Genomic DNA, 22317 nt, shown 5'->3' on the forward strand with positions numbered 1-22317 from the left:
GCGGCCAGGAGTTGGCAGATTTTTCCCAATCGGCGGCTTCGACTAGCCGGCGCCTGGGTCGACTCGCAACGGCCCATTCTGGCCCAATAAGCGTCTCGCAAAATGCGCGTTGCGGGCTCGAACGCAGCTGAATAGGGTGTTGACCAACTGGACAAAAACCACGACGGTAAGGTCGGTGGGCCGTCGATCGGTCCCAAGGAATTCTGCAACCCTGAGCCGGGAACTCAGGTCAACAATCAACAAAACAGGGAACGACTACCATGATGCTGGAAAGGTTTGCTCTTCGCTCTCGTGGCTTGCTCGCGGGTGTGGCGATGTCGGCGCTGCTCGCGGTGCCGGCCTTTGCGGTCACGCCTGCCGACACGTTGGTCGAAGGCTTCGCCTTCGACGATATCATCTCGATGGATCCGGGCGAAGCGTTCGAGCTGTCAACCGCTGAGGTTACCGGCAACACCTACGATCTCCTGGTTCGCCTCGACCTCAGCGACACCTCCAAAGTCAAGGGCGATCTCGCCGAGAGCTGGACTATTTCCGACGACGGCCTGACCTACACCTTCAAGCTTAAGCCCGGAATGAAGTTCGCCTCCGGCAATCCGATCACCGCCGCCGACGTCGCCTATTCCTTCGAGCGCGCGATCAAGCTGGACAAGAGCCCCGCCTTCATCATCAACCAGTTCGGCATCAGCGGCGACAACGTCACCGAAAAGGCTAAGGCGGTCGACGACACCACCTTCCAGTTCGTTGTCGACAAGGCTTATGCGCCGAGCTTCGTGCTCAACTGCTTGTCGGCTACCGTCGCCTCGGTCGTCGACAGCAAGCTGGTCAAGGAACATGTCGCCGCCGTCACGCCGAGCGCCGACTACAAATGGGACAACGACTTCGGCAATGCCTGGCTGAAGACCGGCTATGCCGGCTCCGGCCCTTACAAGCTGCGCGAATGGCGCGCCAATGAAGTCGTCGTTCTGGAACGCAACGACAACTACAACGGCGAGAAGGCCAAGCTCGCCCGCGTTATCTACCGCTTCATGAAGGAAAGCTCGGCGCAGCGTCTGGCGCTCGAGGCCGGCGATATCGACGTCGCCCGCAACCTCGAGCCGAACGATCTCGACGCCATCGCCAAGAATGGCGATCTCACCACCACCAGCGCGCCGAAGGGCACGGTCTATTACATCAGCCTCAACCAGAAGAACGCCAACCTCGCCAAGCCGGAGGTTCGGCAGGCCTTCAAGTACCTGGTCGACTATGATGCGCTGGGCTCGACCATCCTCAAGGGCATCGGCGAGATCCACCAGTCCTTCCTGCCCAAGGGCGACCTCGGCGCCATCGACGACAACCCGTTCAAGCTCGATGTCGCCAAGGCGAAGGAACTGCTGGCCAAGGCCGGCCTGCCTAACGGCTTCAGCGTGACCATGGACGTACGCAGTAAACAGCCGGAGACAGGCATGGCGGAATCGATCCAGCAGACGCTGGGTCAGGCCGGCATCAAGCTGGAGATCATTCCCGGTGACGGCAAGCAGACGCTGACCAAATACCGCGCCCGCAACCACGACATCTATATTGGCCAGTGGGGCCAGGACTATTTCGACCCGAATTCCAATGCCCAGACCTTCGCCTCGAACCCGGACAATTCCGACGCCGCCAAGATCAAGACCCTGGCCTGGCGCAATGCCTGGGACATTCCGGACCTGACCAAGCAGACCGAGGCGGCGCTGCTGGAGAAGGATTCGGCTAAGCGCGCCGACATGTACAAGGATCTGCAGAAGAAGATCCTCGACACCAGCCCCTTCGTCGTCATCCACCAGCAGCTCGAAGTGGCGGGCCTGCGCAAGAACCTCAAGGGCTTCGCGCTCGGACCGAGCTTCGACACCAACTTCGTCGGTGCGGTCTCGAAGGAATAGCGTTCTCGGACGCGCCGCGTGAGCATAGTTGAAAACCAGGCGGTGGCCGGGCGCGGCAGCGCCCGTGCCGTCGCCATTCTATCCGCGCTCGGCAGTTTCCTGGTCATCGCGGTGACGACCTATCTCGGTCTTCTCGCTGTGACCTTCTTCATCGGCCGCGTGATTCCCATCGATCCGGTGCTGGCCGTGCTCGGCGACCGGGCCCCTACTGCCGTCGTCGAGCGCACGCGCCGCGAGATGGGCCTCGATCTGCCGCTGATCGAACAGTTCTATATCTATGTGAAAAGTGCGCTCCGCGGCGATTTCGGCACTTCGGTGCTGACCACCAATCCGGTGATGTCCGACATCCGCCGCGTCTTCCCGGCGACCATCGAACTGGCGACGCTCGGCACGATCATCGGCGCCGTCATCGGCGTGCCACTCGGCGTGCTCGCTGCTGTCAGGCGCGGCAGTCTCGTCGACCAGATCGTGCGCATCATCGGCCTTATCGGCTATTCCGTGCCGATCTTCTGGCTGGGGCTGCTTGGCCTCGTCCTGTTCTACGCCAAGCTGCAATGGGTCGCCTTTCCGGCGCGGCTCGACGTCGTCTACGAATACACTTTCACGCCGATCACCGGCTTCTACCTGCTCGATGCGGCCATGCAGGGACAGTGGGATGTCTTCTACGACGCCTACCGCCACATCATCCTGCCGGCCTCCCTGCTCGGCTATTTCGCGCTCGCCTATATCAGCCGCATGACGCGCTCCTTCATGCTGAACGAGATGGCGCAGGAATATATCGTCGCCGCCCGCGCCAAGGGCCTGTCGGAGACGCGCATCATCTGGGGCCATGCGCTGCGCAACGCCGCTGTGCCGATGGTGACGGTGATCGCGCTTTCCTATGCCAGCCTGCTCGAAGGCTCGGTGCTGACCGAGACCGTCTTCTCCTGGCCGGGCATCGGCCTCTACATCACCAATTCATTGCAGAACGCCGACATGAACGCGGTGCTCGGCGGCACCATCATCATCGGCTCGGTCTTCATCGCCATCAACCTTCTGTCGGACCTGCTCTATCGGCTCCTCGATCCACGGACGAAAGTCGAATGAGCGCCGAGACGATACAAACCCGTCGCGAATGGCTGCTCAGCGAGAGGCCGGCCTCGCGCATGCAGGCAAGGCTCGGCCGCGCCTATGTGGCCTGGCGGCGCTTCACAGCCAACCGGCTCGCGCTCGTCGGTTTGCTCATCATTCTCGCATTGGTGGTGGTAGCCGCGCTTGCCGGCGTGCTGGCACCCTATTCGCCAACCGTGGGTGACCTGAAGAATGCCCGTCTGCTGGCGCCGAGCGCCGCGCATTGGTTCGGCACCGACGACCTCGGCCGCGATATCTACTCGCGCATCCTCTACGGCTCGCGCTGGACGCTCTATGTCGTCATCCTCGTCGCCATCATCGCCGCGCCCATCGGCCTGCTGGTCGGCACCGTCGCAGGCTATGCCGGCGGCTGGACCGATGCCATTTTGATGCGCATCACCGACATCTTCCTGGCCTTCCCGAAGCTGGTGCTGGCGCTGGCCTTCGTTGCGGCGCTCGGCCCCGGCATCGAGAACGCGGTGCTGGCGATCGCCATCACCTCCTGGCCGCCTTACGCGCGCATCGCGCGCGCCGAGACGCTGACGGTGCGCAATTCCGACTACATCAAGGCGGTGCAATTGATGGGTGCCTCACCCTTCCGCATCGTGCTGCGCCACATCATGCCGCTCTGCATCTCCTCGCTGATCATCCGGGTGACGCTCGACATGGCAGGCATCATCCTCACCGCCGCCGGCCTCGGCTTCCTCGGCCTCGGCGCGCAGCCGCCGCTGCCCGAATGGGGCGCGATGATTGCGTCCGGCCGCCGCTTCATCCTCGACCAGTGGTGGGTGGCTGCCGCGCCAGGCGCTGCCATCCTTATCGTCAGCCTCGGCTTCAACCTGCTCGGTGACGGCCTACGCGACGCGCTCGATCCCCGGAGCGGCGACCAATGAGTGGCGACCAATGAGCGGCAATTCCGATAGGCAAACGAAAGGTACGCTGCTCGAAGTCGACGATCTGCGCGTCACTTTCCCGACACGCACCGGGATCGTGCAGGCGGTGCGCGGCGTGTCCTTCTCGCTCGGCCGCGAGCGGCTGGGCATCGTCGGCGAGAGCGGCTCCGGCAAGTCGCAGACCGGCCGCGCCATCATGGGCCTGACACCGCCGCAGGCCGAGGTGTCGGCGAAAAAGCTGCGCTTCGACGGCATCGACCTGCTGTCGATGTCATCCAGCCGGCGCCGTGCGCTGCGGGGAAACCGCATCGCCATGATCCTGCAGGACCCGAAATACTCGCTCGATCCGGTGATGACCATCGGCCGCCAGATCGTCGAGACGCTGCGCACGCATGAGAAAGTTGGAAAGGCCGAAGCGCGCGAGCGCGCGCTGGAGATGCTTCGGGCGGTCCAGATTCGCGATCCGGCCCGTGTCTTCGACCTTCACCCGCATGAGGTCTCGGGCGGCATGGGCCAGCGCGCGATGATCGCCATGATGCTGATCGCCGGGCCGGAACTGATGATCGCCGACGAGCCGACCTCGGCGCTCGACGTCACCGTGCAGCTCGATGTGCTGAACATTCTCGACAGGCTGGTCGCCGAGCGCGGGATGGGGCTGATCTTCATCTCGCATGATCTGCGCCTGGTGTCCTCCTTCTGCGACCGCGTGGTCGTCATGTATGCCGGCAAGGTGGTCGAGCAGCTCAAGGCGTCCGAGCTGCGCGAGGCCCAGCATCCCTATACGCGCGGCCTGCTCAACTGCATGCCGAGGATCGGCTTCGAGCGACACCCGCTGCCAGTGCTCGACCGCAAGCCGGAGTGGGCGGCATGACGGCCGCCATCACCATCGAAGGGCTGGAGGTGATTTTCGACCGCTTCCGCGCGCTGAAGGGCGTTAAACTCGAAGTCAGGGAAGGCGAGTCCTACGGCCTGGTTGGCGAAAGCGGCTCCGGCAAGTCGACCCTGCTCAAGGCAATCACCGGCCTTGCGCCTGTCGCTGCCGGCACCATCGCTGTCAACGGCAAGACGCTTGGCAAGACCCGCGACAAGGCCTTTTACCGCGACGTGCAGATGGTCTTCCAAGATCCGTATGGGTCGCTGCATCCGCGCCAGACCGTCGACCGGCTGCTGCAGGAACCGCTCGCCATTCACGCAATCCAGGATGGCGAGAAGCGCATCGAGCGCGCGCTGGACGAAGTCGGCCTCGGCAAGGGTTTCCGGTTCCGCTATGCGCACCAGCTCTCCGGCGGCCAGCGCCAGCGCGTGGCGATCGCGCGCGCGCTGATCCTCGAACCTTCGATCCTTTTGCTCGACGAGCCGACCTCGGCGCTCGATGCTTCTGTCCAGGCCGAGGTGCTGAACCTGCTCGAAGAGGTGCGGCGGCGGCGCAAGCTCACCTTTCTGATGGTCAGTCACGACCTCGCCATCATCACCCATATGTGCGAACGGCTGATGGTGATGCAGAACGGCGAAGCGGTGGAGACGCTGACCGCAAGCCAGCTGATCGGCCACCGCGTGAGCGAGGATTATACGCGCAACCTGCTTCGGGCGAGCGAGGGGTTTGTGAGGGTGTAGTTTTCTCTCGCAGGTTCGCGACGGGGTGCGACCTGGCTTTTAACTCTCCGCAGCAACGATCACGTCTGCTTTGGCGCCATCCCGCACCCGCTTCGGCGGCTCCTTGATCCGGAACCACGTCACATAAAGCGCCGGCAGGAAGAGCAGCGTGATCGCCGTGCCGGCGATGATGCCACCCATCATCGCGTAGGCCATCGGTCCCCAGAACACCTCGCGCGCGATCGGGATGAGGGCCAGGCTGGCCGCCGCCGCCGTCAGCGCGATCGGCCGCATCCGGTGCTCGGTCGCCTCGATCACGGCTGTCCAGCGGTCCTTGCCCTCGGCGACGAGATCCTCGATCTGCACGATTAGGATGACCGAGTTGCGGATCAGGATGCCGATCAGCGCCAGCACGCCGAGAATGGCGACGAAGCCGAGCGGCGCGCCGCTGGGCACCAGGGCGGCCACCACGCCGATCAGCCCGAGCGGCGCCACCGCCACCACCAGGAACAGGCGTTGGAAGCTTTGCAACTGCACCATCAGGATGGTCGCCATGATGAACAGCATCAAGGGCACCACGGCCGCGATCGGTCCTTGGCTCTTGGCACTTTCTTCGACAGAGCCCGCTATTTCGACCGAATAGCCGGGCGGCAGCTTGGCGATGAAGGCCTCGACCGAAGGCTTAAGCTCGTTGACCACGGTCGCAGGCAGCACGTCGCCCACCAGGCCGGCGCGCACGGTGATTGTCGGCGTGCGGTTGCGCCGCCACACTGTCGGCTGCTCGAGGTCGTAGCGGAAATTGGCGATGGCAGCCAAGGGGATCGACTCGCCCGTGCCGGTCGGCAATTGCATGTTCTGCAGCGTCGAGATCGAGCTGCGGTCCGCCTCGCGCGAGCGCGCAACGACATTGATCAAGTAGGTGGCGTCGCGCACTTGGGTGATCGTCGAGCCGCCCACCGTGCTGTTCAGCGCGCTGGCGATATCGGACGAGGTGATGCCGAGCTGGCGCGCCTTGTCCTGCAGCACGTCGACCCTCATCACGCGCTGCGGTTCGTTCCAGTCGAAGGTCGGCGCGGCGAGCCTCGGATTGGCGGAGATCACGCCGGCAAACTGTTGCGCCATTTCGCGCACCGTCTGGATGTCGGGACCGCCGACGCGGTACTGCACAGGCCTGCCGACCGGCGGCCCGAGCTCGAGCGGCTTGACGAACGCGTCGGTGCCGACGAACTCCTGGCGCAGCAGCTTTTCCAGCGCCGGTTTCACCCGGTTGCGCGCTTCGATGCTCTTGGTGACGATGACGGTCTGACCGAAATAGGGATTGGCCGACTGAACGTCATAGGCAAGCACGAAGCGCACCGCGCCCTGGCCAATGTACGAACTGAAATGGTCGATGTCGGGGTTGCCGACCAGCGCCCGCTGCTCGAAGCGCTCCATCTGGTCGCGCGTCTCGGTAATCGAGGAGTTCTGCGGCAGGTTCCAGTCGACGATCAGCTCCGGCCGGTCCGATGGCGGGAAGAACTGCTGCTGGACGAGGCCGAAGCCGGCGACCGAGGCCGCGAACACAAGCATCGTCACGATGATCGTCAGCCAATGGCGGCGAACCGAGAAGACAAGCACGCGCCGGAACAGTGACGTGAACCGGCCGGGCTGGTCGTGATGTTTTTCCTTCATCGTCGCCGGCAGGATGGTGACCCCGAGCAGCGGCGCGAACAGCACCGCCACGATCCATGACACCAGCAGCGACACCGCGATGACGACGAACAGCGTGAAGGTGTACTCGCCTGCGGCGCTCGAGTTGAGCCCGATCGGGATGAAGCCGGCGACTGTCACCAGCGTGCCGGTCAGCATCGGGAAGGCGGTCGAGGTGTAGACATAGGTCGCCGCCTTGCGCAGGTTGTCGCCGACCTCCAGCCGCGCCACCATCATCTCGACGGCGATCATGGCATCGTCGACCAAAAGGCCGAGCGCGATGATCAGCGCACCGAGCGAGATGCGCTGCAGCGATATCCCGAGATACGCCATGACCGTGAAGGTGATGGCCAGCACCAGCGGAATTGATAGTGCGACGACGAAGCCGGCGCGCAGTCCGAGGCTGATGAAGGAGACGGCGAGCACGATGGCGACGGCCTCGAACAGCGCCCGCGTGAAGCCCGAGACCGCCTCCTCGACGATCACCGGCTGGTCGGCGACCAGATGCACCCCGACGCCGACCGGCAGGTCGGCCAGCACCTTCTGCATCTCCTCGTGCAGCGCTTCGCCGAATTTGAGCAGATTGGCGTTCGGCTTCATGCCGATGGCAAGCCCGATCGCATCCTGGCCGTTGAAGCGGAACAAGGCCGTCGGCGGGTCGACATAGCCGCGCCTGATCGTCGCCACGTCGCTCAGTCGGAAGAAGCGGTCGTTGACGCGCAGGTTGATGGCCCGCAGGCTCTCCTCGGAGGTGAACTGGCCTCCGACGCGCACGCTGACGCGCTCCGGACCGGACTGCACGACGCCGGACGGCGTGATGGCGTTCTGCGCCTGCAGGCTGGCGACAATCTGCTGCTGGTTGAGGCCAAGCGCGGCGATCTGGCGGCTGGAGAATTCCAGGTAGATCGCCTCGTCCTGCGCGCCGACCAGGTCAACCTTGCCGGCATTCGGCACGGTCAGGATCTTTGTCCTCACATCCTCGACATAGTCGCGCAATTGGCGCGGCGTAAGTCCGTCGGCGGTGAAGGCGTAGATGTTGCCGTAGACATCGCCGAAGCGGTCGTTGAAGAACGGTCCCTGCACGCCTTGCGGCAACTGCGCCTTGATGTCGTTGACCATGTTGCGCACCTGAAGCCAGTTCGGCACGACATCGCGCGCCTTGGTGGTGTCCTTCAGGTTGACGAAGATGACGGTCTGGCCGGCCGTGGTGACGGATCTGGTGAAGTCGAGGCTGTCGAGCTCCTCGAGCTTCTTCTCGATGCGGTCGGTCACCTGCTGCACCGTCTCCTTGACCGAGGCGCCCGGCCAATTGGCCTGGATGATCATGGTCTTGATGGTGAAGGCGGGATCTTCCTCGCGGCCGAGATTGAGATAGGAGAAAATCCCGGCCACGACGAAGACCAGCATGAAATACCACACCATGGAGCGGTGGCTGAGCGCCCAATCGGAAAGATTGAAGCCCTGCATCAGACCCCGCCCTCCGGCACCTTGACTTTCTGGCCTTCGCTCAAGCTGTGGACGCCCGCGGTGACGACGCGCATGCCTGCCTCGAGGCCTTCGGCCACCGTGAAGCTGCCGCCCTTTTTCGACGCGATCTTGATCTCGCGCGCGCTCACGCTTGAGGACTGCGGATCGACGACCCACACCATTTCCGAGCCATTCTTTTCCAGCAGCGCCGATATCGGCAGTTCGATTGTCGGCGCCAGCTTGGTCATGCGCGTCGCCGTGATCGTCGAGCCCAGCCGGAACGCTGACGGCGGATTGACCAGGGTCAGCCGCACGCGGCGGGTGCGGGTCGAGCCCTCCGATTGCGGCGCGACCTCGCGCAGCTTGGCGTCGGTTTTGATGGTCGGCAGCGATTGCAGAATGATCTCGAACGGCGCGCCGACGGTGAGATCGCCGGTCAATTGGTCGGGAATGTCGACCACTGCCTCGCGCGGATCGGTGCGGGCTACGGTGACGACGGTCTGTCCCGGCGAAACCGTCTGGCCGACTTCGGCGCCGATCGCTGTGACGACGCCGTCGAAATCGGAGAACAGCCGGGCATAACCGAGCTGCTCCTGCGACTTGGCCAGAGCGGCATTGGCGCGCTCGACGCCGGCTTCCGCCGCCTGGCGCGCTTGCTTGGCGGCATCGAACGTAGCCTGCGAAGTATTGGCGGAGGCAAGCAGTTGGCGCTGCCGCTCCTCGCTGGCCGCGGCATTGGCGAATTGCGCCTGCGCGTTCGACAGATCGGCTTTCGATGCCTGGACGGCGAACTCCAGCGCCGTCGGATCGAGCGCCGCGATCGTCGTGCCCTTGCTGACGATGTCGCCGACCTTGACGTCGCGCGAGACGACGCGGCCGAGCAGGCGGAAGGCGAGGTCGGCGCTGTATTGCGGCTCGATCGAGCCGGCAAAGCCGAAGGTCTCGACGGTCTTCGGTTCGACCACCATCGACAGGACCGGCCGGATGACCTCAGGCGCCTTCTCGTCCGAACGCGAGCAGGCGGCAAGCGCAGCAAGAAGAACCAGCGAAGCTATGTGCGGCAACCGGTTCATTGGCTGGACCCCGCCACCTCGATCGTCTGCCCGGGACTGAGCAACTGTCCGGCGGCCGTCACGACGCTCTGGCCTTCCTGCAGACCCCTGTCGACGACGACCACGCCGGAATCGAAGGCGAGCACCTCGACCGGCGCCGCGGTCACCTCCTTGCTCGACGGGTCGACGATCCAAACCGCGGGCTTGCCGGCGGTGGAGGTCAGCGCCTGCCAGGGCAGCAAGACGGCTTTGACGGACTTGGCGCTGACCGTGCCGATCACGGCCGCGCCCAGCGGCATGCCGGCAGGCGTATCGGGAATGCCGACCTTGACCCGGATCGATCCCGACTGGGTATCGACCGCCGGTGAGATCTCGCGCACTTTGCCGACAGCCCTGACCTGAGGGTCGGAAAGCAGCGTGATCGTCACCGCCGGGGAGGGCGGCGTCTGGGCAACCAGCGTTTCATGCACGTTGAAGACCGCGTCGCGGTCGCCGTCCTCGGCGACGGTGAACACGGTCTGCGCCGCCTGCACCACCTGCCCGGCTTCGACCTGGCGCGCCGTGATGACGCCGCCGGCTCCTGCCTTGAGCTCGGTGAAGGAAAGATTTTCCTTGGCGTTGGCCAAGGCGCTTTGCGCCGCATCGACGCTGCCTTGCGCCACTTTCAGCGTCTGGTTGGCGGTGTCGAAATCGCGTCTGGTGGTAAAACCCTGGGAGAGCAGCGTCTTTTGCCGCTGGTAAGTGGCCGCCGCCTGGGTGAGCTGCGCCTGCGCGGCGTCGAGGTCGGCCTGAGCCGAGCGCAGGTCCGATTCCTGTTCCTGCGGATCGATGCGGGCAAGCACCGCCCCTTTATCGACATGCTGGCCGACATCGACCAGCCGCTCGGCGACGCGCCCGCCGACGCGGAACGACAGATTGTTGAGCGTGCGGGCCGCAATCACCCCGGTCAGCGAGGTCCGCGGCGCGTAGTCGGCAAGCGCGACCGTCTGTGTGGTCACCATCACGGGCAGCTTTTTGTCGGCTGCCTGCTGCTTCTGGCAACCTGAAACCAACAGCGCCGCGACACAGGTCAGCAGCAGCAAGGTGTTTGGACAACATGCAGGGCGGAGCGGCAAGGACGGCAAGGCGGACGATGTCGCGTTCCTGCTCATGGTTCCCTCGGCCCGCGGGAGCCGCTCCCGGCAGCGGCACGTCGCGGCTGAAGCGAGGATAATCGATCGGCCGGAAAAGGAAACTGTTTCTGCCCGACGATCGACCGGCTGGTCGAGATCGATTTCGGCCTTGCGGCAGGCCCAATCGACTGAGCCAATGTGCCGACTTGAGGAAAACCTGAAATAAGGTCAGAAGAGGCTTTGACGGCATCAAAACAGAGCGGGCGCCTGCCCGATGAGGTGTGAGATGAAGAATTCAGCCATTTCCGAACGCAAGAACCAGTCGATCTCGCGGGGCGTCGGCATGACCACGCAGATCTACGCCGATCGTGCCGAGAATTCGGAAATCTGGGACGTCGAGGGTCGCCGCTACATCGACTTCTCGTCGGGCATTGCGGTGGTCAACACGGGTCACCGCCATCCGAAAGTGATCGAGGCGGTCAAGTCGCAGCTCGACCGCTTCACCCACACCTGTCATCAGGTCGTTCCTTACGAGAGCTATGTGCGCCTCGCCGAGCGGCTGAACGGCATGCTGCCCGGCAAGTTCGACAAGAAGACCGTCTTCGTCACCACCGGCGCAGAGGCGGTCGAGAACGCCGTCAAGATCGCGCGCAACGCCACCGGTCGCCAGGCGGTTATCGCCTTTTCCGGCGGCTTCCACGGCCGCACCTTCATGGGCATGGCGCTGACCGGCAAGGTCGTGCCTTACAAGGTTGGCTTCGGCGCCATGCCGGCCGATGTCTTCCATGCGCCGTTCCCGGTCGCGCTGCACGGCGTGTCGGTCGCGGATTCGCTTGCAGCGCTCGACAAGTTGTTCAAGGCCGATGTCGATCCGGCCAGGGTCGCGGCCATCATTGTCGAGCCGGTGCAGGGCGAGGGCGGCTTCTACGAGGCGCCGCGCGATTTCATGACGGCACTGCGCAAGACCTGCGACCAGCACGGCATCCTTCTTGTCGCCGACGAGGTGCAGACCGGCTTTGCCCGCACCGGCAAGATGTTCGCGATGGAGCACCATGACGTGGCGCCGGATCTCACCACCATGGCCAAGAGCCTCGCCGGCGGGTTCCCGCTGTCGGCCGTCACCGGCCGCGCCGAGATCATGGACGCGCCTGGACCGGGCGGGCTCGGCGGCACCTATGGCGGCAGCCCGATCGGCGTCGCCGCGGCGCATGCCGTGCTCGACGTCATCGAGGAAGAAAAGCTGTGCGAGCGTGCCAACGCGCTCGGCGCCAGGCTGAAGCAGCGGCTGGCGTCGATCCGCGAGGACGTGCCGGAGATCGTCGACATCCGCGGCCCGGGCTTCATGAACGCCGTCGAGTTCAATGATGTGAACAAGGGCCTGCCCTCGGCGGAATTAGCCAATGCGGTGCGGCTGAAGGCGCTCGACAGGGGCCTCATCCTGCTCACCTGCGGCGTCTATAGCAACGTCATCCGCTTCCTGTCGCCAATCACCATCCAGGACGGCGTCATGACCGAGGCGCTGGATATCCTCGAGACCTCGATCCGCGAGGCGCGGGCGGCTTGAGCCAACCCTACCTCCCCACAAGGGGGAGGGTAAGCGCGTCAGCCTGCGGCCCTTGCCGGCTCGTCCTGGCTGAAGGCCGCAAGCGCCGCCTTCAGCGCATCCGGCCCGGCTGCCACGGTGTGAGGCGCGGGCGAGAAGCCGGCGCCGAGCATCTTGCGGCCGAGCATGTGGTCGGCCGGGCGGTTGACGGATTCGATGCCGAGCAGTCTGTTGCCGGCATAATGGTAGATCGAGAACTTGTTCTCGGCCGGCTCGCCCAGCACGACATGGCTGTCGCCGCCTTGCGTCAGGCCGACCATCTGCAGCTTCATGTCGCCGATATCCGACCAGAACCAAGGCACGGCCGCGAAGGGTTCGGCGTGGCCGACGATGGTGCGCGCGGCAAGCCGCGCCTGGTCGGTGGCGTTCTGCACCGATTCCAGCCGCACGTCGCCGCCGGTGAACCAGTGCCGGTAGGAGGCGGCATCGCCGACGGCGAGGATTTCCGGGATCGAGCTCTGCATATGCTGGTCGACGCGGATGCCGTTGGCGATCGCGATGCCGGCGGCTTCGGCCAGCTCGACATTGGGCACCACGCCGATGCCGATGATCACCAGTTGCGCCGGCAGGCGCTCGCCGCTTAACGTGATCGCGGCCGAAACGCGGCCGCCTTCGCCTTCCAGACGGGCAACCGTGGTGCCGGTGAGCACGCGCACGCCCATCGCCTCCAGGCGCTGGCGCACATGCGCCGCGATCGCCGGCGCCACGGCGCGGCCGAGAAGCCTGTCGAGCGCCTCGACGACGGTGACCTTGCGGCCGGCGGCCCTCAGCGTCGCTGCGATTTCGAGGCCGATGAAGCCGCCGCCGAGGATGACGACCTCTTCGCTCTGCGCGCTCAACTCGCGGATCAGCCGCGCATCGGCCAGCGAGCGCAGCGACAGCACGCCGGCGAGCTCCGCGCCATCGAGCTTGAGGAGGCGCGGCCGCGAGCCGGTGGCCAGCACCAGTAGGTCGAAGGGAATTGTGCCGCCGCCTGAAACGTCCAGCCTGCGCTCGCCACCATCGATCCTGTCGATCCAAACGCCCGGCCGGTAGTCGATGGCATTGCCGGAATAGAAGGCCTCGCCGCGCAAAGGCTGCGGCTTGGCTTCGGCCTCCTTGATGAAGGTCTTGGACAGCGGCGGCTTGTGATAGGGCAGCTCGTTCTCGTCGCCGATCAGGATGACAGGCCCGTCATAGCCTTCCTCACGCAGGCTAGCGGCCGCCTGCACGCCGGCATGACCCGCACCGACAATGACCACCCCGTTCTTCATCGCAACCCTTTTTGCCTTCAAATCTAGGATCTTCCGCCAAGTGGCGATTGTCTGCCGCCGCCGCAAGAGCCTTGGTCCGGGTCGCACCCAGGATGGCCGCCTGTCAATCCGGATATCCGCCGCATTCTCCGGCTTAAAGTTGATAATTCCAGTTTAGAATAATTCTAAACTGTTGTTTCAATTGAATTTTCTCTGTACCGCCAGTTGACTTCCAGCCGCTCCGCCGCTTTATGGAGGGCTGCGCTCCTGGCGCATTCCTTTGATGTCTGGGCCTTTAACCCTTTCGATTGGAGGCATTTCGGTGTCTTTTGCTGATTGGCCGCGCCATTGCGCGGCAACTTTGCCTTTACGGTCATTCGTGCTTGCGCTGGCGCCGCGCGCCGGCGGCCGCATGCCTATGTCATTGAATTTCTGAGGAGATGGGATTGATGAAAGCGACAATCACGCCGCGAACTATTGCGCTGCGTTGGGGCACCAGGCTTGCCGCGATCGGCGCCACCGCGGCGCTGACGGCGGCCGTGTTCTTGCTGCCGGCGAAGGCCGAAACCGATGCTAAGGCGGTGATCAAGACCTATGCCGACATCGCGCTCGCCAAATACGAGGATTCGCTGACCACGGCTGAGGCGCTCGACAAGGCCGTCGACGCGCTTCTCGCCAAGCCCTCGGCAGAGACGCTCAACGCTACCCGCGATGCCTGGAAGGCGGCGCGCGTGCCTTACCAGCAGACCGAGGTCTACCGCTTCGGCAACAAGATCGTGGACGACTGGGAAGGCAAGGTGAATTCCTGGCCGCTGGACGAAGGCCTGATCGACTATGTCGCCAAGAGCTACGGCACCGAGTCGGACGAGAACTCGCTCTATACGGCGAACGTCATTGCGAACAAGGAGATCGAGATCAACGGCAAGAAGGTCGACGCCTCGAAGCTGACGCCGGAATTCCTCTCGGGCACGCTGCAGGAAGCCGGCGGCGTCGAGGCCAATGTCGCGACCGGCTATCACGCCATCGAATTCCTGCTTTGGGGCCAGGACCTGCACGGGACCGGTCCAGGCGCCGGCGAGCGCCCGTACACCGACTACGATCTCAAGAACTGCACTGGCGGCAATTGCGACCGCCGCGCGGAATATCTGAAGTCGGCAAGCGACCTTCTGGTCTCCGACCTGCAGGAGATGGTCAACAACTGGAAGGAAGACGGCGCCGCCCGCAAGACCCTCGTCGATGGCGAGCCGAATGCCGGCATCTCCACCATCCTCACCGGCATGGGCTCGCTATCCTATGGCGAGCTGGCCGGCGAGCGCATGAAGCTCGGCCTTTTGCTGCACGACCCGGAGGAGGAGCAGGACTGCTTCTCCGACAACACCTACAACTCGCATCTCTATGATGCGATCGGCATCCGCGCCGCCTATCACGCCAACTATACGCGCCTCGACGGCACCGTGGTTTCCGGCCCGTCGGTGTCGGACATGGTGAAGGTGGCCGATTCTGCGATCGACAAGGAACTGTCGGACAAGCTCGATACTTCGGTCGCCAAGATGGAAGCGATCAAGGCGCGGGCGCTGGCCGGCGAGGCCTATGACCAGCAGATCGCCGAAGGCAATGCGGAAGGCAACGCCACTGTGCAGGCGGCGATCGACGCGCTGATCGACCAGACCAAGTCGATCGAACGCGCGGTCGGCTCGCTCAAGCTCAATGCCATCGCCTTCGAGGGCTCCGACAGCCTTGATGCTCCGGACAAGGTATTCAAGTAGCACCCGAGCATGATCCCAAAAAGTGGAAGCCGGTTTTTGGACAAGATCATGCTCAATTGAGAAACAAGCCAAACGGCGCCGGAACAGCGCCGCCAGCCAGAGCAAGTGAATGCTGATCTGCCATTGCAACATCATCACCGAGAAGGAGATCGAGCAGACGATCATCGGTCTGCTGGATGAAGATCCCTGGCAGCTTATCGTGCCGGCCAAGGTCTATCATGCCATGCGCAAGCGCGGCCGCTGTTGCGGCTGCTTTCCAAATGTGGTGGAAACGATCATTCGGGTCACCGAGAACTACCACGCCCGTTCAGAGGGGAGCGGCGCGGATATCGTTTCACACCTGGACCGCGTCAGAGGACTGCGCGGCCAATTCGGGAGCAGAACCCATGAAAGGCGAACCGCAGGTCATCGAGCGGCTTAACGAAGCCCTATTTCTGGAGCTTGGTGCCGTCAATCAGTACTGGGTTCATTATCGTCTGCTCGAAGACTGGGGCTACACCAAGCTGGCGAAGAAGGAGCGGGCGGAATCGATCGAAGAAATGCATCACGCCGACCGGCTGGTTGCCCGCATCATCTTCCTCGAAGGCCATCCGAACCTGCAGTCAGTCGCGCCGTTGCGTATCGGCCAGAATGTGAAGGAAGTGCTCGAATCCGATCTCGCCGGCGAATATGACGCGCGCACCTCCTACAAGCGCTCGCGCGAGATTTGCCAGGATGCGGGCGACTATGTGTCGATGAAACTGTTCGAGGATCTGCTGACGGACGAGGAAGGCCACATCGACTTCCTGGAGAGTCAGCTCGACCTGCTCGCCTCGATCGGCGAGGAAAAGTACGGCCAGCTCAACGCCGACTCGGCCAACGAGGCGGAGTAAGGACATGCGGGAATGCGGCGCCCGATAGATTTTTCGCGCCGCTCGCGGCGGGCCGAGATAGCCGGCCTGCTGCTCCCGAGGAACCCGCGATACCGGATCTGGCGCGGTGCCACGCTCCTGCTGGCAATCACGCTTTCTGCTCCCGCCATGGCGGGCGAGCCGGCGGGTCTGCCGACGAGCCGCACAGATCTGACGCCGGGGGATCAGGCGCGGGTGCTGGCGGTCACCAAGCCTACGACCGACTTTACAAAGCCCGAACCGTTCGAGCTGATGCAGGGCGGCGCCGGCACGTCGAGGAAGGGCGTCAACCGCGACGCCTTCTCGCAGCCTTCCGCCAACATCACCTTCGAGGAGGAAGCGACCTTCAAGCTCGGCAATGCGCTTTTTCGCAAGAACTGGGTGTCGTCGCCGTCATCGACCCAAGCGTCCGACGGGCTCGGGCCGCTGTTCAACGAACGCGCCTGCCAGAACTGCCATCTGAAGGATGGTCGCGGCCGACCGCCGGAAAGCGGCACAGGCTCGACCTCGATGTTCTTGCGGCTGGCGCGCGATGCAAGCAATGCCGAGGAGAGAGCCGAACTTGCCGACTACAAGCTGCTGAATTTCCCCGATCCTGTCTATGGCTCGCAATTGCAGGATCTGGCGGTTCCCGGCCTCAAGGGTGAAGGCCGCATGCGCATCGACTATTCGGAAGCGAAGGTCACGCTGGGCGACGGTGCCGTCGTTTTGCTGCGCAAGCCCCGCTATTCGGTCGAGAATCTGGGCTATGGCCAACTCGATCCGCGCACGACGTTGTCGCCGCGCCTGACGCCGCCAATGATCGGGCTCGGACTGATCGAGGAGATCGCCCCGGCCGACATCCTCGCCCTTGCCGATCCGCGTGACCGCGACAGCGACGGCATCTCCGGCCGGCCGAACCTAGTTCGCGAGGAGTTGAGCGGCGCGATAACTTTGGGCCGCTTCGGCTGGAAAGCGCAGGCCGCATCGATCCGGCAGCAGGCCGCCGATGCCTTTGCCGGCGATATCGGCATCTCGACGCCTGAAGTGCCGAAGCATTGGGGCGATTGCACCGAGGCTGAGAAGGCGTGCCTTACCCTGCCGAATGGCGTCCAAGAGCGCCTGGGCGCGGCGGAAGCGCCGCCCCCGGTCATGGACCTCGTGACCTTCTATTCGCAGAACCTCGCTGTGCCGGCGCGGCGCGACCTCGACAAGCCGGAGGTTCTTTCCGGCAAGAAGCAGTTCTACGAGATGGGCTGCATTTCCTGCCACACGCCGAAATTCGTCACCATGCGCGGCACGCCCAACAAGGCGCAAGCCTTCCAATTGATCTGGCCATATTCCGATTTCCTGCTGCACGACATGGGCGAGGGCCTCGCCGACGGGCAGCGCGTAGGGGAGGCGAGCGGCAGCGAATGGCGCACGCCCCCGCTCTGGGGCATCGGCCTGACCGCCACGGTCAACGGCAACAGCTTCTATCTGCATGACGGCCGCGCGCGGACGCTCGAAGAGGCGATCTTGTGGCACGGCGGCGAGGGCCAGAAGGCGCGCGACCGCTTCGCCGGCGCGGCTGGCGCCGACCGCGATGCGCTGATCAAATTCCTGGAGTCGCTCTGATGTTCAACCGACGTGCCGCCGCGCTTGCCCTTCCTTTCTTGCTGGCCATGGCCTTGCCGACCCAGCCCGCGGTCAAAGCCTCCGATGTCATCGGACGCGCGATCGACGGCTTCGTCCGCCCGGCCTACGCCAGCCTCGACGACCATGCCGGGACCCTGACCCAGGCGATGCGCCAGCTCTGCAGTGCGCCGTCCCAGCAGAATCTCGATGCGGTGCGTACCGAGTTTTCCGCCACAGTCGAAGCCTGGTCGGTGGCCGAGATCATCGCCTTCGGGCCCATCAAGGAAAACAACCGGCTGGAGCGCATGCTTTACTGGCCGGACCGCAAGAGCATCGGATTGAGGCAGGTGCAGTCGACCCTCGTTGCCAAGGATCCATCCGCCACCGATCCGGCGCAACTCGCGGGAAAGAGCGTTGCCATGCAGGGCCTCGGTGCGTTGGAATATGTGCTATTCGGCGATGGCGCCGAAACGCTTGCCAGTAAGGACGATCCCTATCGATGCGCCTACGGGGCGGCGGTGGCCAGCAACATCCAAGCGATCGCCGGCGAGGTCCGCGAAGCGTGGCGCAAGCCCGATGGTTTTGCCTCGCTCTGGGCCAATCCGGGGCCGAAGAACCCGCTCTATCGTGATGGTACCGAGGCGGTTACGGAACTGGTCGGCGTTTTCATCAATGAGCTGGAAATGATCCGCGACGTGCGGCTCAAGGGTTTTCTTGGCGCGAAGCCCGATGCTGACAAGCCGAAGCAGGCGATCTACTGGCGCTCGCAGAACACGCTGAAATCGCTGGCCGGAAATCTGTCGGGCATCGACAAGCTGTTCCAGGCCTCCAAGCTTGGCGATGCGCTGCCCGCCGATGCGCGGTGGATGGCCGAATCCATCCACATCCAGCTGACCAACGGCGTGGCGACGGCGAAGTCTGTTAGCGGCCCGATCGACAAGGCGCTCGCCGATCCGGCGCTACGCGACAAGCTCGAGCATCTCGCGCTGATCACCTCCAGCCTCTCGACCCTGATCGGCACCAGGATGACCGCCGAGTTTGGCCTGACCGCCGGCTTTTCGTCGCTGGACGGTGATTGACGTCGTGACGACGCCGCTCATCGATCGCCGCGACTTTCTGCGTGCCGCCGGCGCCGGCTTCGCCACGGCGATGGTGCCGCGCGCCTGGGCGGAGACGCTTGCAACGGACGCCGTCTTCGCCACGGCCTTCGTCAGGCGCGACGGCAGCTTCGGCGCCGCCGTGCTCTCCGAGGCCGGCAAGATCCTTCACACGCTCGATCTGCCCGACCGTGGCCACGACGTCGCGTTCGATCCGGTGTCGAAACGCTCGATCGTCTTCGCCCGCCAGCCCGGCACCTTCGCGATGGTCTTCGACCACACCGGCCGCGAGGAGCCTTTGACCATCGCCAGCATCGCCGGCCGGCACTTCTTCGGTCACGGCGTGTTCTCGCCCGACGGCGCGCTGCTCTATGCAACGGAAAATGATTTCGACAACGCCGCCGGCGTCGTCGGCGTCTATGACGCGCGGGCGAAGTTCAGCCGCGTCGGCGAGTTCCCGACCTACGGCACGGGTCCGCACGAACTGCTGCTGCTCGGCGACGGCAGGACGCTCGCCGTCGCGAATGGCGGCATCGAAACGCATCCGGATTTCGGCCGCGCCGAGCTCAACATCGCAACGATGAAGCCTTCCTACACGCTGGTCGACCGCATCACTGGCGACCTGATCGAAAAGCACGAATTGCCGCCGGCGCTGCATCAGCTGTCGATCCGTCACATGGACCGCGACCAGGCGGGCACCGTCTGGTTCGGCTGCCAGTATCGCGGGCCGGCGACTGACCGGCCGGCGCTGGTCGGCCGCGCCGCGCGCGGCAAGGAGCTCGAGCTTTTGGAGATGCCGCAGGACGTGCTGTCGGGCTTCCGCAACTATATCGGCTCGGTTGCCGCCAATCCCGATGCCGGCACCGTCGCCGTGACCTCGCCGGAGGGTAATTCGCTGGCCGCCATCGATGCCGCCAGCGGACGCGTTGTCGCAACGAAGTCGCTGGTCGAAGTTTGCGGTCTCGCGCCGGACGGCGCCGACTTCATGGCAACGACCGGTGCTGGCGAGATCGTCGGCGGTGCGGGCGGGTCGCGCGCCGAACCTGACTATGTCTGGGACAACCACGTGCTGCGCATCGCGGCTGCGGGCTGATCGCTGTCAAGGCCAGCTTCCTGATGTCGCGCTAAAGCCAAGCCGCATAACATTTATGCGGCGTGGCCCTTGCGGCGGCGGGCCATGCCGGGCACAGGGAATGTGTTTTGATCCAGTTGGTTAACCGGCCCTATGAAGCTGCTCGCCATCGACTGCGCCGCCAATCTCTGCGCCGCCTGCGTACACGACGCTGACGCTGGCATCGAGCTTGGCCGCCAGGTGCTCGACCTCGGCAAAGGGCATGCCGAGCATCTGATGGCCGTCATCGAGGCGGCACTGAAGGCCAGCGGGATCGGCTACCAAGGCTTGGACGCTGTAGCCGTCTCGATCGGCCCCGGTTCTTTCACTGGCCTGCGCGTCGGCGTCTCGACCGCGCGCGGCTTGGCCCTGGCGCTGACGATCCCGGCCATCGGCGTGACGACGCTGGAAGCGTTGGCGGCGGAGGCCGCGAATGCCTTTCCCGGCCGCGCCGTGCTGGCGGCGCTCGACGCCGGCCGCGAGGAACTCCATGCGGCACTTTTCGATGAAGCGTTAGTTCTGACTTACGGACCAATGGTGGCCACGCTTTCCCAAGCGACCGGAATGGCAGTCGATGCGAAAGCGGTCCTCACCGGCACCGCCGCGCCGCTGATCGCGGCGAGCGGACATGGTTTCGACACCGGGCCGGCCGTTGCCACAGCCGACATAGCGACCTATGCCCGACTGGCCGCCGCGAAAGGGCCAGGCGCAAAGCCGAAGCCGCTCTATCTGCGCGGCGCCGACGCCAAGCCGCAGGCCGGTTTCATTCTGCCAAGGCGGAGCCATGAATCCGGGAAGCCGGGTTCTGGAGAAGATCATGCACCAAAGGGAAAAAAATCCTGATGCGCATACCTTTCTTTCAGCCGCGCCGCAGGGATTATGCGCTGGAGCCGCTGACGGTGGCCGACAGCGCCGCCGTTGCGGTGCTGCATCGCGAGGATTTCGTTCGCCCCTGGACCGATGGCGAGTTCGCGGCACTGCTCGAACAGGACACCGTGTTCGGTTACGCCGCGCGCGAGACCGGGCAGGGTGCGAAGCCGCCGGTCGGTTTCGTGCTGGCGCGGCTCGCGGCAGGCGAGGGCGAGATCCTTACGGTCGCGGTGGCTCGCGCCCATCGGCGCCAGGGGCTTGGCTGGCAATTGATCGATGCGGTGCTGCGCGAATTGCATGCGCAGCGCGCCGAGGCGCTGTTCCTCGAGGTCGACGAGACCAATACGCCGGCCATCGCGCTCTATCGCCGGCTCGGCTTCCGTCAGGTCGGCCAGCGTCTGAACTACTACCGGTCGACCGAGCACGGCCCGACCGGCGCGCTTGTCATGCGCCGCGATCTTCGCTAGCCAGACCGTGGGATAGGGCCGGAGCGAATGATCAAGAAATTGCGGATTTTCCTGGCGTTCGGCCTCGTCGCCGCCGGCACGCTGGTGCTGGCGCCGCTGCAGCTCCTGTCGATGAAGACGAGGCTTTGGCCGGAGACGGTCGTCCTCAAAATCTGGCACAGCATGATCCTCAAGGCGCTCGGCATGCGCGTGCACGTGAAAGGCGCGCTCTCGAAAGAGCGCCCCTTGCTCATCGCGGCCAACCACATCTCCTGGACCGACATCATGGTGCTCGGCTCCTTTGTCGATGTGAAGTTCATCGCCAGGGCCGACATGGAAGGCTGGCCGATGATCGGCATGCTGTCCAAGCTGCAGCGCACCGTCTTCATCGAGCGCGAGCGCAGGCGCACCTCCGGCGACCAGGCGAGCGAGATCGCCAGACGCATGGCCAAGGGCGATGCCATGGTGCTGTTCGCCGAGGGGTCGACCGGCGACGGCAATCTGGTGCTGCCGTTCAAGAGCACCTTGTTCGGCGCTGCCTCGATGGCGATTTCGGAAGGGGCGGCGGACCAGGTCTTCATCCAGCCGGTGGCGATCGCTTATACGCGCCTGCATGGCGTGCCGATGGGCCGCCGTCACCGGCCGATCGCCGCCTGGATCGGCAACCAGGACCTGATACCGCATTTGAAGGGTTTGTTTGCCGAGGGCTCGCTCGATGCCGAAGTGCATTTCGGTGATCCGGTGCCCTTCTCCAAGGGTTCTAACCGCAAGGAAACGGCAAGATTGATGGAAGCGAGAGTGCGCGAGATGATGCAGGCTGCGCTCGCCGAGCCGCGTCCCAGTCGTCAGCGCATAGCTTGAAAAATCGACGCGCGGCGCCGTAGCCTGCCGG

General features: G+C 64.5%; 20 protein-coding genes. 16 read left to right on the forward strand and 4 right to left on the reverse strand.

From position 1 onward, the window contains the following. Window positions 1–260 precede the first annotated feature (260 nt). Genes CK224_RS19460 through CK224_RS19480 form a run of 5 tightly spaced genes read left to right on the forward strand, consistent with a single transcriptional unit; the run spans window position 261 to window position 5515 of the window. Window positions 261–1898, forward strand: coding sequence for an ABC transporter substrate-binding protein (locus CK224_RS19460; RefSeq protein ID WP_095777523.1), 1638 nt, complete (start codon window positions 261–263; stop codon window positions 1896–1898). A gap of 18 nt (window positions 1899–1916) precedes the next feature. Further along, on the forward strand, window positions 1917–2984 hold the full coding sequence (locus CK224_RS19465) for an ABC transporter permease (RefSeq protein ID WP_095777522.1): 1068 nt from the start codon (window positions 1917–1919) through the stop codon (window positions 2982–2984). After that, a complete protein-coding gene (nikC, locus tag CK224_RS19470) occupies window positions 2981–3901 on the forward strand; it encodes a nickel transporter permease (RefSeq protein WP_095777521.1) in 921 nt (306 codons plus the stop codon). Before CK224_RS19465 ends, nikC begins: the two co-directional genes overlap by 4 nt. A gap of 10 nt (window positions 3902–3911) precedes the next feature. After that, window positions 3912–4772 (forward strand): ABC transporter ATP-binding protein, encoded by an 861-nt coding sequence (locus CK224_RS19475; RefSeq protein WP_095782874.1) that lies wholly within the window; start codon window positions 3912–3914, stop codon window positions 4770–4772. Next, window positions 4769–5515, forward strand: coding sequence for an ABC transporter ATP-binding protein (locus tag CK224_RS19480; RefSeq protein ID WP_095783114.1), 747 nt, complete (start codon window positions 4769–4771; stop codon window positions 5513–5515). Before CK224_RS19475 ends, CK224_RS19480 begins: the two co-directional genes overlap by 4 nt. A 39-nt stretch (window positions 5516–5554) precedes the next feature. Here CK224_RS19480 and CK224_RS19485 read toward each other — a convergent pair whose 3' ends face one another. From CK224_RS19485 to CK224_RS19495, 3 genes are read right to left on the reverse strand one after another with little or no spacing between them, the layout of a single operon-like run. After that, window positions 5555–8650, reverse strand: a complete 3096-nt coding sequence (locus CK224_RS19485) for an efflux RND transporter permease subunit (protein WP_095782875.1) — start codon at window positions 8648–8650, stop codon at window positions 5555–5557. Then, window positions 8650–9723 (reverse strand): efflux RND transporter periplasmic adaptor subunit, encoded by a 1074-nt coding sequence (locus CK224_RS19490; protein ID WP_095782876.1) that lies wholly within the window; start codon window positions 9721–9723, stop codon window positions 8650–8652. Before CK224_RS19490 ends, CK224_RS19485 begins: the two co-directional genes overlap by 1 nt. Next, the gene (locus tag CK224_RS19495; RefSeq protein ID WP_245426075.1) at window positions 9720–10703 is read right to left on the reverse strand and encodes an efflux RND transporter periplasmic adaptor subunit; all 984 of its coding nucleotides are present in this window, start codon (window positions 10701–10703) and stop codon (window positions 9720–9722) included. The genes CK224_RS19490 and CK224_RS19495 overlap by 4 nt, the downstream gene beginning before the upstream one ends. Here CK224_RS19495 and CK224_RS31950 point away from each other — a divergent pair. Together CK224_RS31950 and CK224_RS19500 are read left to right on the forward strand one after the other, a co-directional pair. After that, window positions 10693–11040, forward strand: a complete 348-nt coding sequence (locus tag CK224_RS31950; protein ID WP_245426012.1) for a hypothetical protein — start codon at window positions 10693–10695, stop codon at window positions 11038–11040. The genes CK224_RS19495 and CK224_RS31950 overlap by 11 nt on opposite strands. Window positions 11041–11100: 60 nt before the next feature. Continuing rightward, a complete protein-coding gene (locus CK224_RS19500; protein ID WP_095782878.1) occupies window positions 11101–12378 on the forward strand; it encodes a 4-aminobutyrate--2-oxoglutarate transaminase in 1278 nt (425 codons plus the stop codon). 38 nt (window positions 12379–12416) lie between these two features. Here CK224_RS19500 and CK224_RS19505 read toward each other — a convergent pair whose 3' ends face one another. Next, a complete protein-coding gene (locus tag CK224_RS19505; protein ID WP_095782879.1) occupies window positions 12417–13670 on the reverse strand; it encodes an FAD-dependent oxidoreductase in 1254 nt (417 codons plus the stop codon). Window positions 13671–14098: 428 nt separating this feature from the next. Between CK224_RS19505 and CK224_RS19510 the strand changes: the two genes are divergently transcribed. From CK224_RS19510 to CK224_RS19550, 9 genes are all read left to right on the forward strand, one after another. Continuing rightward, window positions 14099–15415: an imelysin family protein gene (locus CK224_RS19510; RefSeq protein ID WP_176477963.1), complete on the forward strand. Its 1317-nt coding sequence runs from the start codon at window positions 14099–14101 to the stop codon at window positions 15413–15415. A 109-nt stretch (window positions 15416–15524) separates the two neighbouring features. Next, window positions 15525–15836: a (2Fe-2S)-binding protein gene (locus CK224_RS19515; protein ID WP_066996295.1), complete on the forward strand. Its 312-nt coding sequence runs from the start codon at window positions 15525–15527 to the stop codon at window positions 15834–15836. Further along, window positions 15802–16287, forward strand: coding sequence for a bacterioferritin (gene bfr, locus CK224_RS19520; RefSeq protein ID WP_067324504.1), 486 nt, complete (start codon window positions 15802–15804; stop codon window positions 16285–16287). Before CK224_RS19515 ends, bfr begins: the two co-directional genes overlap by 35 nt. Window positions 16288–16299: 12 nt before the next feature. Continuing rightward, complete coding sequence (locus CK224_RS19525) at window positions 16300–17901, forward strand: di-heme oxidoredictase family protein (protein WP_095782880.1); 1602 nt, start codon at window positions 16300–16302, stop codon at window positions 17899–17901. A 47-nt stretch (window positions 17902–17948) separates the two neighbouring features. After that, window positions 17949–18980, forward strand: a complete 1032-nt coding sequence (locus tag CK224_RS19530) for an imelysin family protein (protein ID WP_245426078.1) — start codon at window positions 17949–17951, stop codon at window positions 18978–18980. 4 nt (window positions 18981–18984) lie between these two features. After that, a complete protein-coding gene (locus CK224_RS19535) occupies window positions 18985–20091 on the forward strand; it encodes a DUF1513 domain-containing protein (RefSeq protein ID WP_095783116.1) in 1107 nt (368 codons plus the stop codon). A gap of 132 nt (window positions 20092–20223) precedes the next feature. Beyond that, window positions 20224–20952 carry a tRNA (adenosine(37)-N6)-threonylcarbamoyltransferase complex dimerization subunit type 1 TsaB gene (gene tsaB / locus CK224_RS19540; protein WP_095782882.1) on the forward strand — a complete coding sequence of 243 codons (729 nt, stop codon included), beginning with the start codon at window positions 20224–20226 and terminating at the stop codon, window positions 20950–20952. After that, window positions 20952–21446, forward strand: coding sequence for a ribosomal protein S18-alanine N-acetyltransferase (rimI, locus tag CK224_RS19545; RefSeq protein WP_095782883.1), 495 nt, complete (start codon window positions 20952–20954; stop codon window positions 21444–21446). Before tsaB ends, rimI begins: the two co-directional genes overlap by 1 nt. A gap of 27 nt (window positions 21447–21473) precedes the next feature. After that, window positions 21474–22286: a lysophospholipid acyltransferase family protein gene (locus CK224_RS19550; protein WP_095782884.1), complete on the forward strand. Its 813-nt coding sequence runs from the start codon at window positions 21474–21476 to the stop codon at window positions 22284–22286. Window positions 22287–22317: the final 31 nt, after the last annotated feature.

The organism is Mesorhizobium sp. WSM3862 (genome assembly GCF_002294985.1).
In the GTDB taxonomy this organism is placed as follows: Bacteria; Pseudomonadota; Alphaproteobacteria; order Rhizobiales; family Rhizobiaceae; genus Mesorhizobium.

What these genes read in the sequence shown, in the direction of transcription:
- CK224_RS19460 (WP_095777523.1), top strand. Translation starts at nt 261, where the DNA reads ATGATGCTGGAAAGGTTTGCTCTTCGCTCTCGTGGCTTGCTCGCGGGT.
- nikC (WP_095777521.1), top strand. Translation starts at nt 2,981, where the DNA reads ATGAGCGCCGAGACGATACAAACCCGTCGCGAATGGCTGCTCAGCGAG.
- CK224_RS19475 (WP_095782874.1), top strand. Translation starts at nt 3,912, where the DNA reads ATGAGCGGCAATTCCGATAGGCAAACGAAAGGTACGCTGCTCGAAGTC.
- CK224_RS19480 (WP_095783114.1), top strand. Translation starts at nt 4,769, where the DNA reads ATGACGGCCGCCATCACCATCGAAGGGCTGGAGGTGATTTTCGACCGC.
- CK224_RS19485 (WP_095782875.1), bottom strand. Translation starts at nt 8,650, where the DNA reads ATGCAGGGCTTCAATCTTTCCGATTGGGCGCTCAGCCACCGCTCCATG.
- CK224_RS19490 (WP_095782876.1), bottom strand. Translation starts at nt 9,723, where the DNA reads ATGAACCGGTTGCCGCACATAGCTTCGCTGGTTCTTCTTGCTGCGCTT.
- CK224_RS19495 (WP_245426075.1), bottom strand. Translation starts at nt 10,703, where the DNA reads ATGGTGACCACACAGACGGTCGCGCTTGCCGACTACGCGCCGCGGACC.
- CK224_RS19500 (WP_095782878.1), top strand. Translation starts at nt 11,101, where the DNA reads ATGAAGAATTCAGCCATTTCCGAACGCAAGAACCAGTCGATCTCGCGG.
- CK224_RS19505 (WP_095782879.1), bottom strand. Translation starts at nt 13,670, where the DNA reads ATGAAGAACGGGGTGGTCATTGTCGGTGCGGGTCATGCCGGCGTGCAG.
- CK224_RS19510 (WP_176477963.1), top strand. Translation starts at nt 14,099, where the DNA reads ATGAAAGCGACAATCACGCCGCGAACTATTGCGCTGCGTTGGGGCACC.
- CK224_RS19515 (WP_066996295.1), top strand. Translation starts at nt 15,525, where the DNA reads ATGCTGATCTGCCATTGCAACATCATCACCGAGAAGGAGATCGAGCAG.
- bfr (WP_067324504.1), top strand. Translation starts at nt 15,802, where the DNA reads ATGAAAGGCGAACCGCAGGTCATCGAGCGGCTTAACGAAGCCCTATTT.
- CK224_RS19525 (WP_095782880.1), top strand. Translation starts at nt 16,300, where the DNA reads ATGCGGCGCCCGATAGATTTTTCGCGCCGCTCGCGGCGGGCCGAGATA.
- CK224_RS19530 (WP_245426078.1), top strand. Translation starts at nt 17,949, where the DNA reads ATGGCCTTGCCGACCCAGCCCGCGGTCAAAGCCTCCGATGTCATCGGA.
- tsaB (WP_095782882.1), top strand. Translation starts at nt 20,224, where the DNA reads ATGAAGCTGCTCGCCATCGACTGCGCCGCCAATCTCTGCGCCGCCTGC.
- rimI (WP_095782883.1), top strand. Translation starts at nt 20,952, where the DNA reads ATGCGCATACCTTTCTTTCAGCCGCGCCGCAGGGATTATGCGCTGGAG.
- CK224_RS19550 (WP_095782884.1), top strand. Translation starts at nt 21,474, where the DNA reads ATGATCAAGAAATTGCGGATTTTCCTGGCGTTCGGCCTCGTCGCCGCC.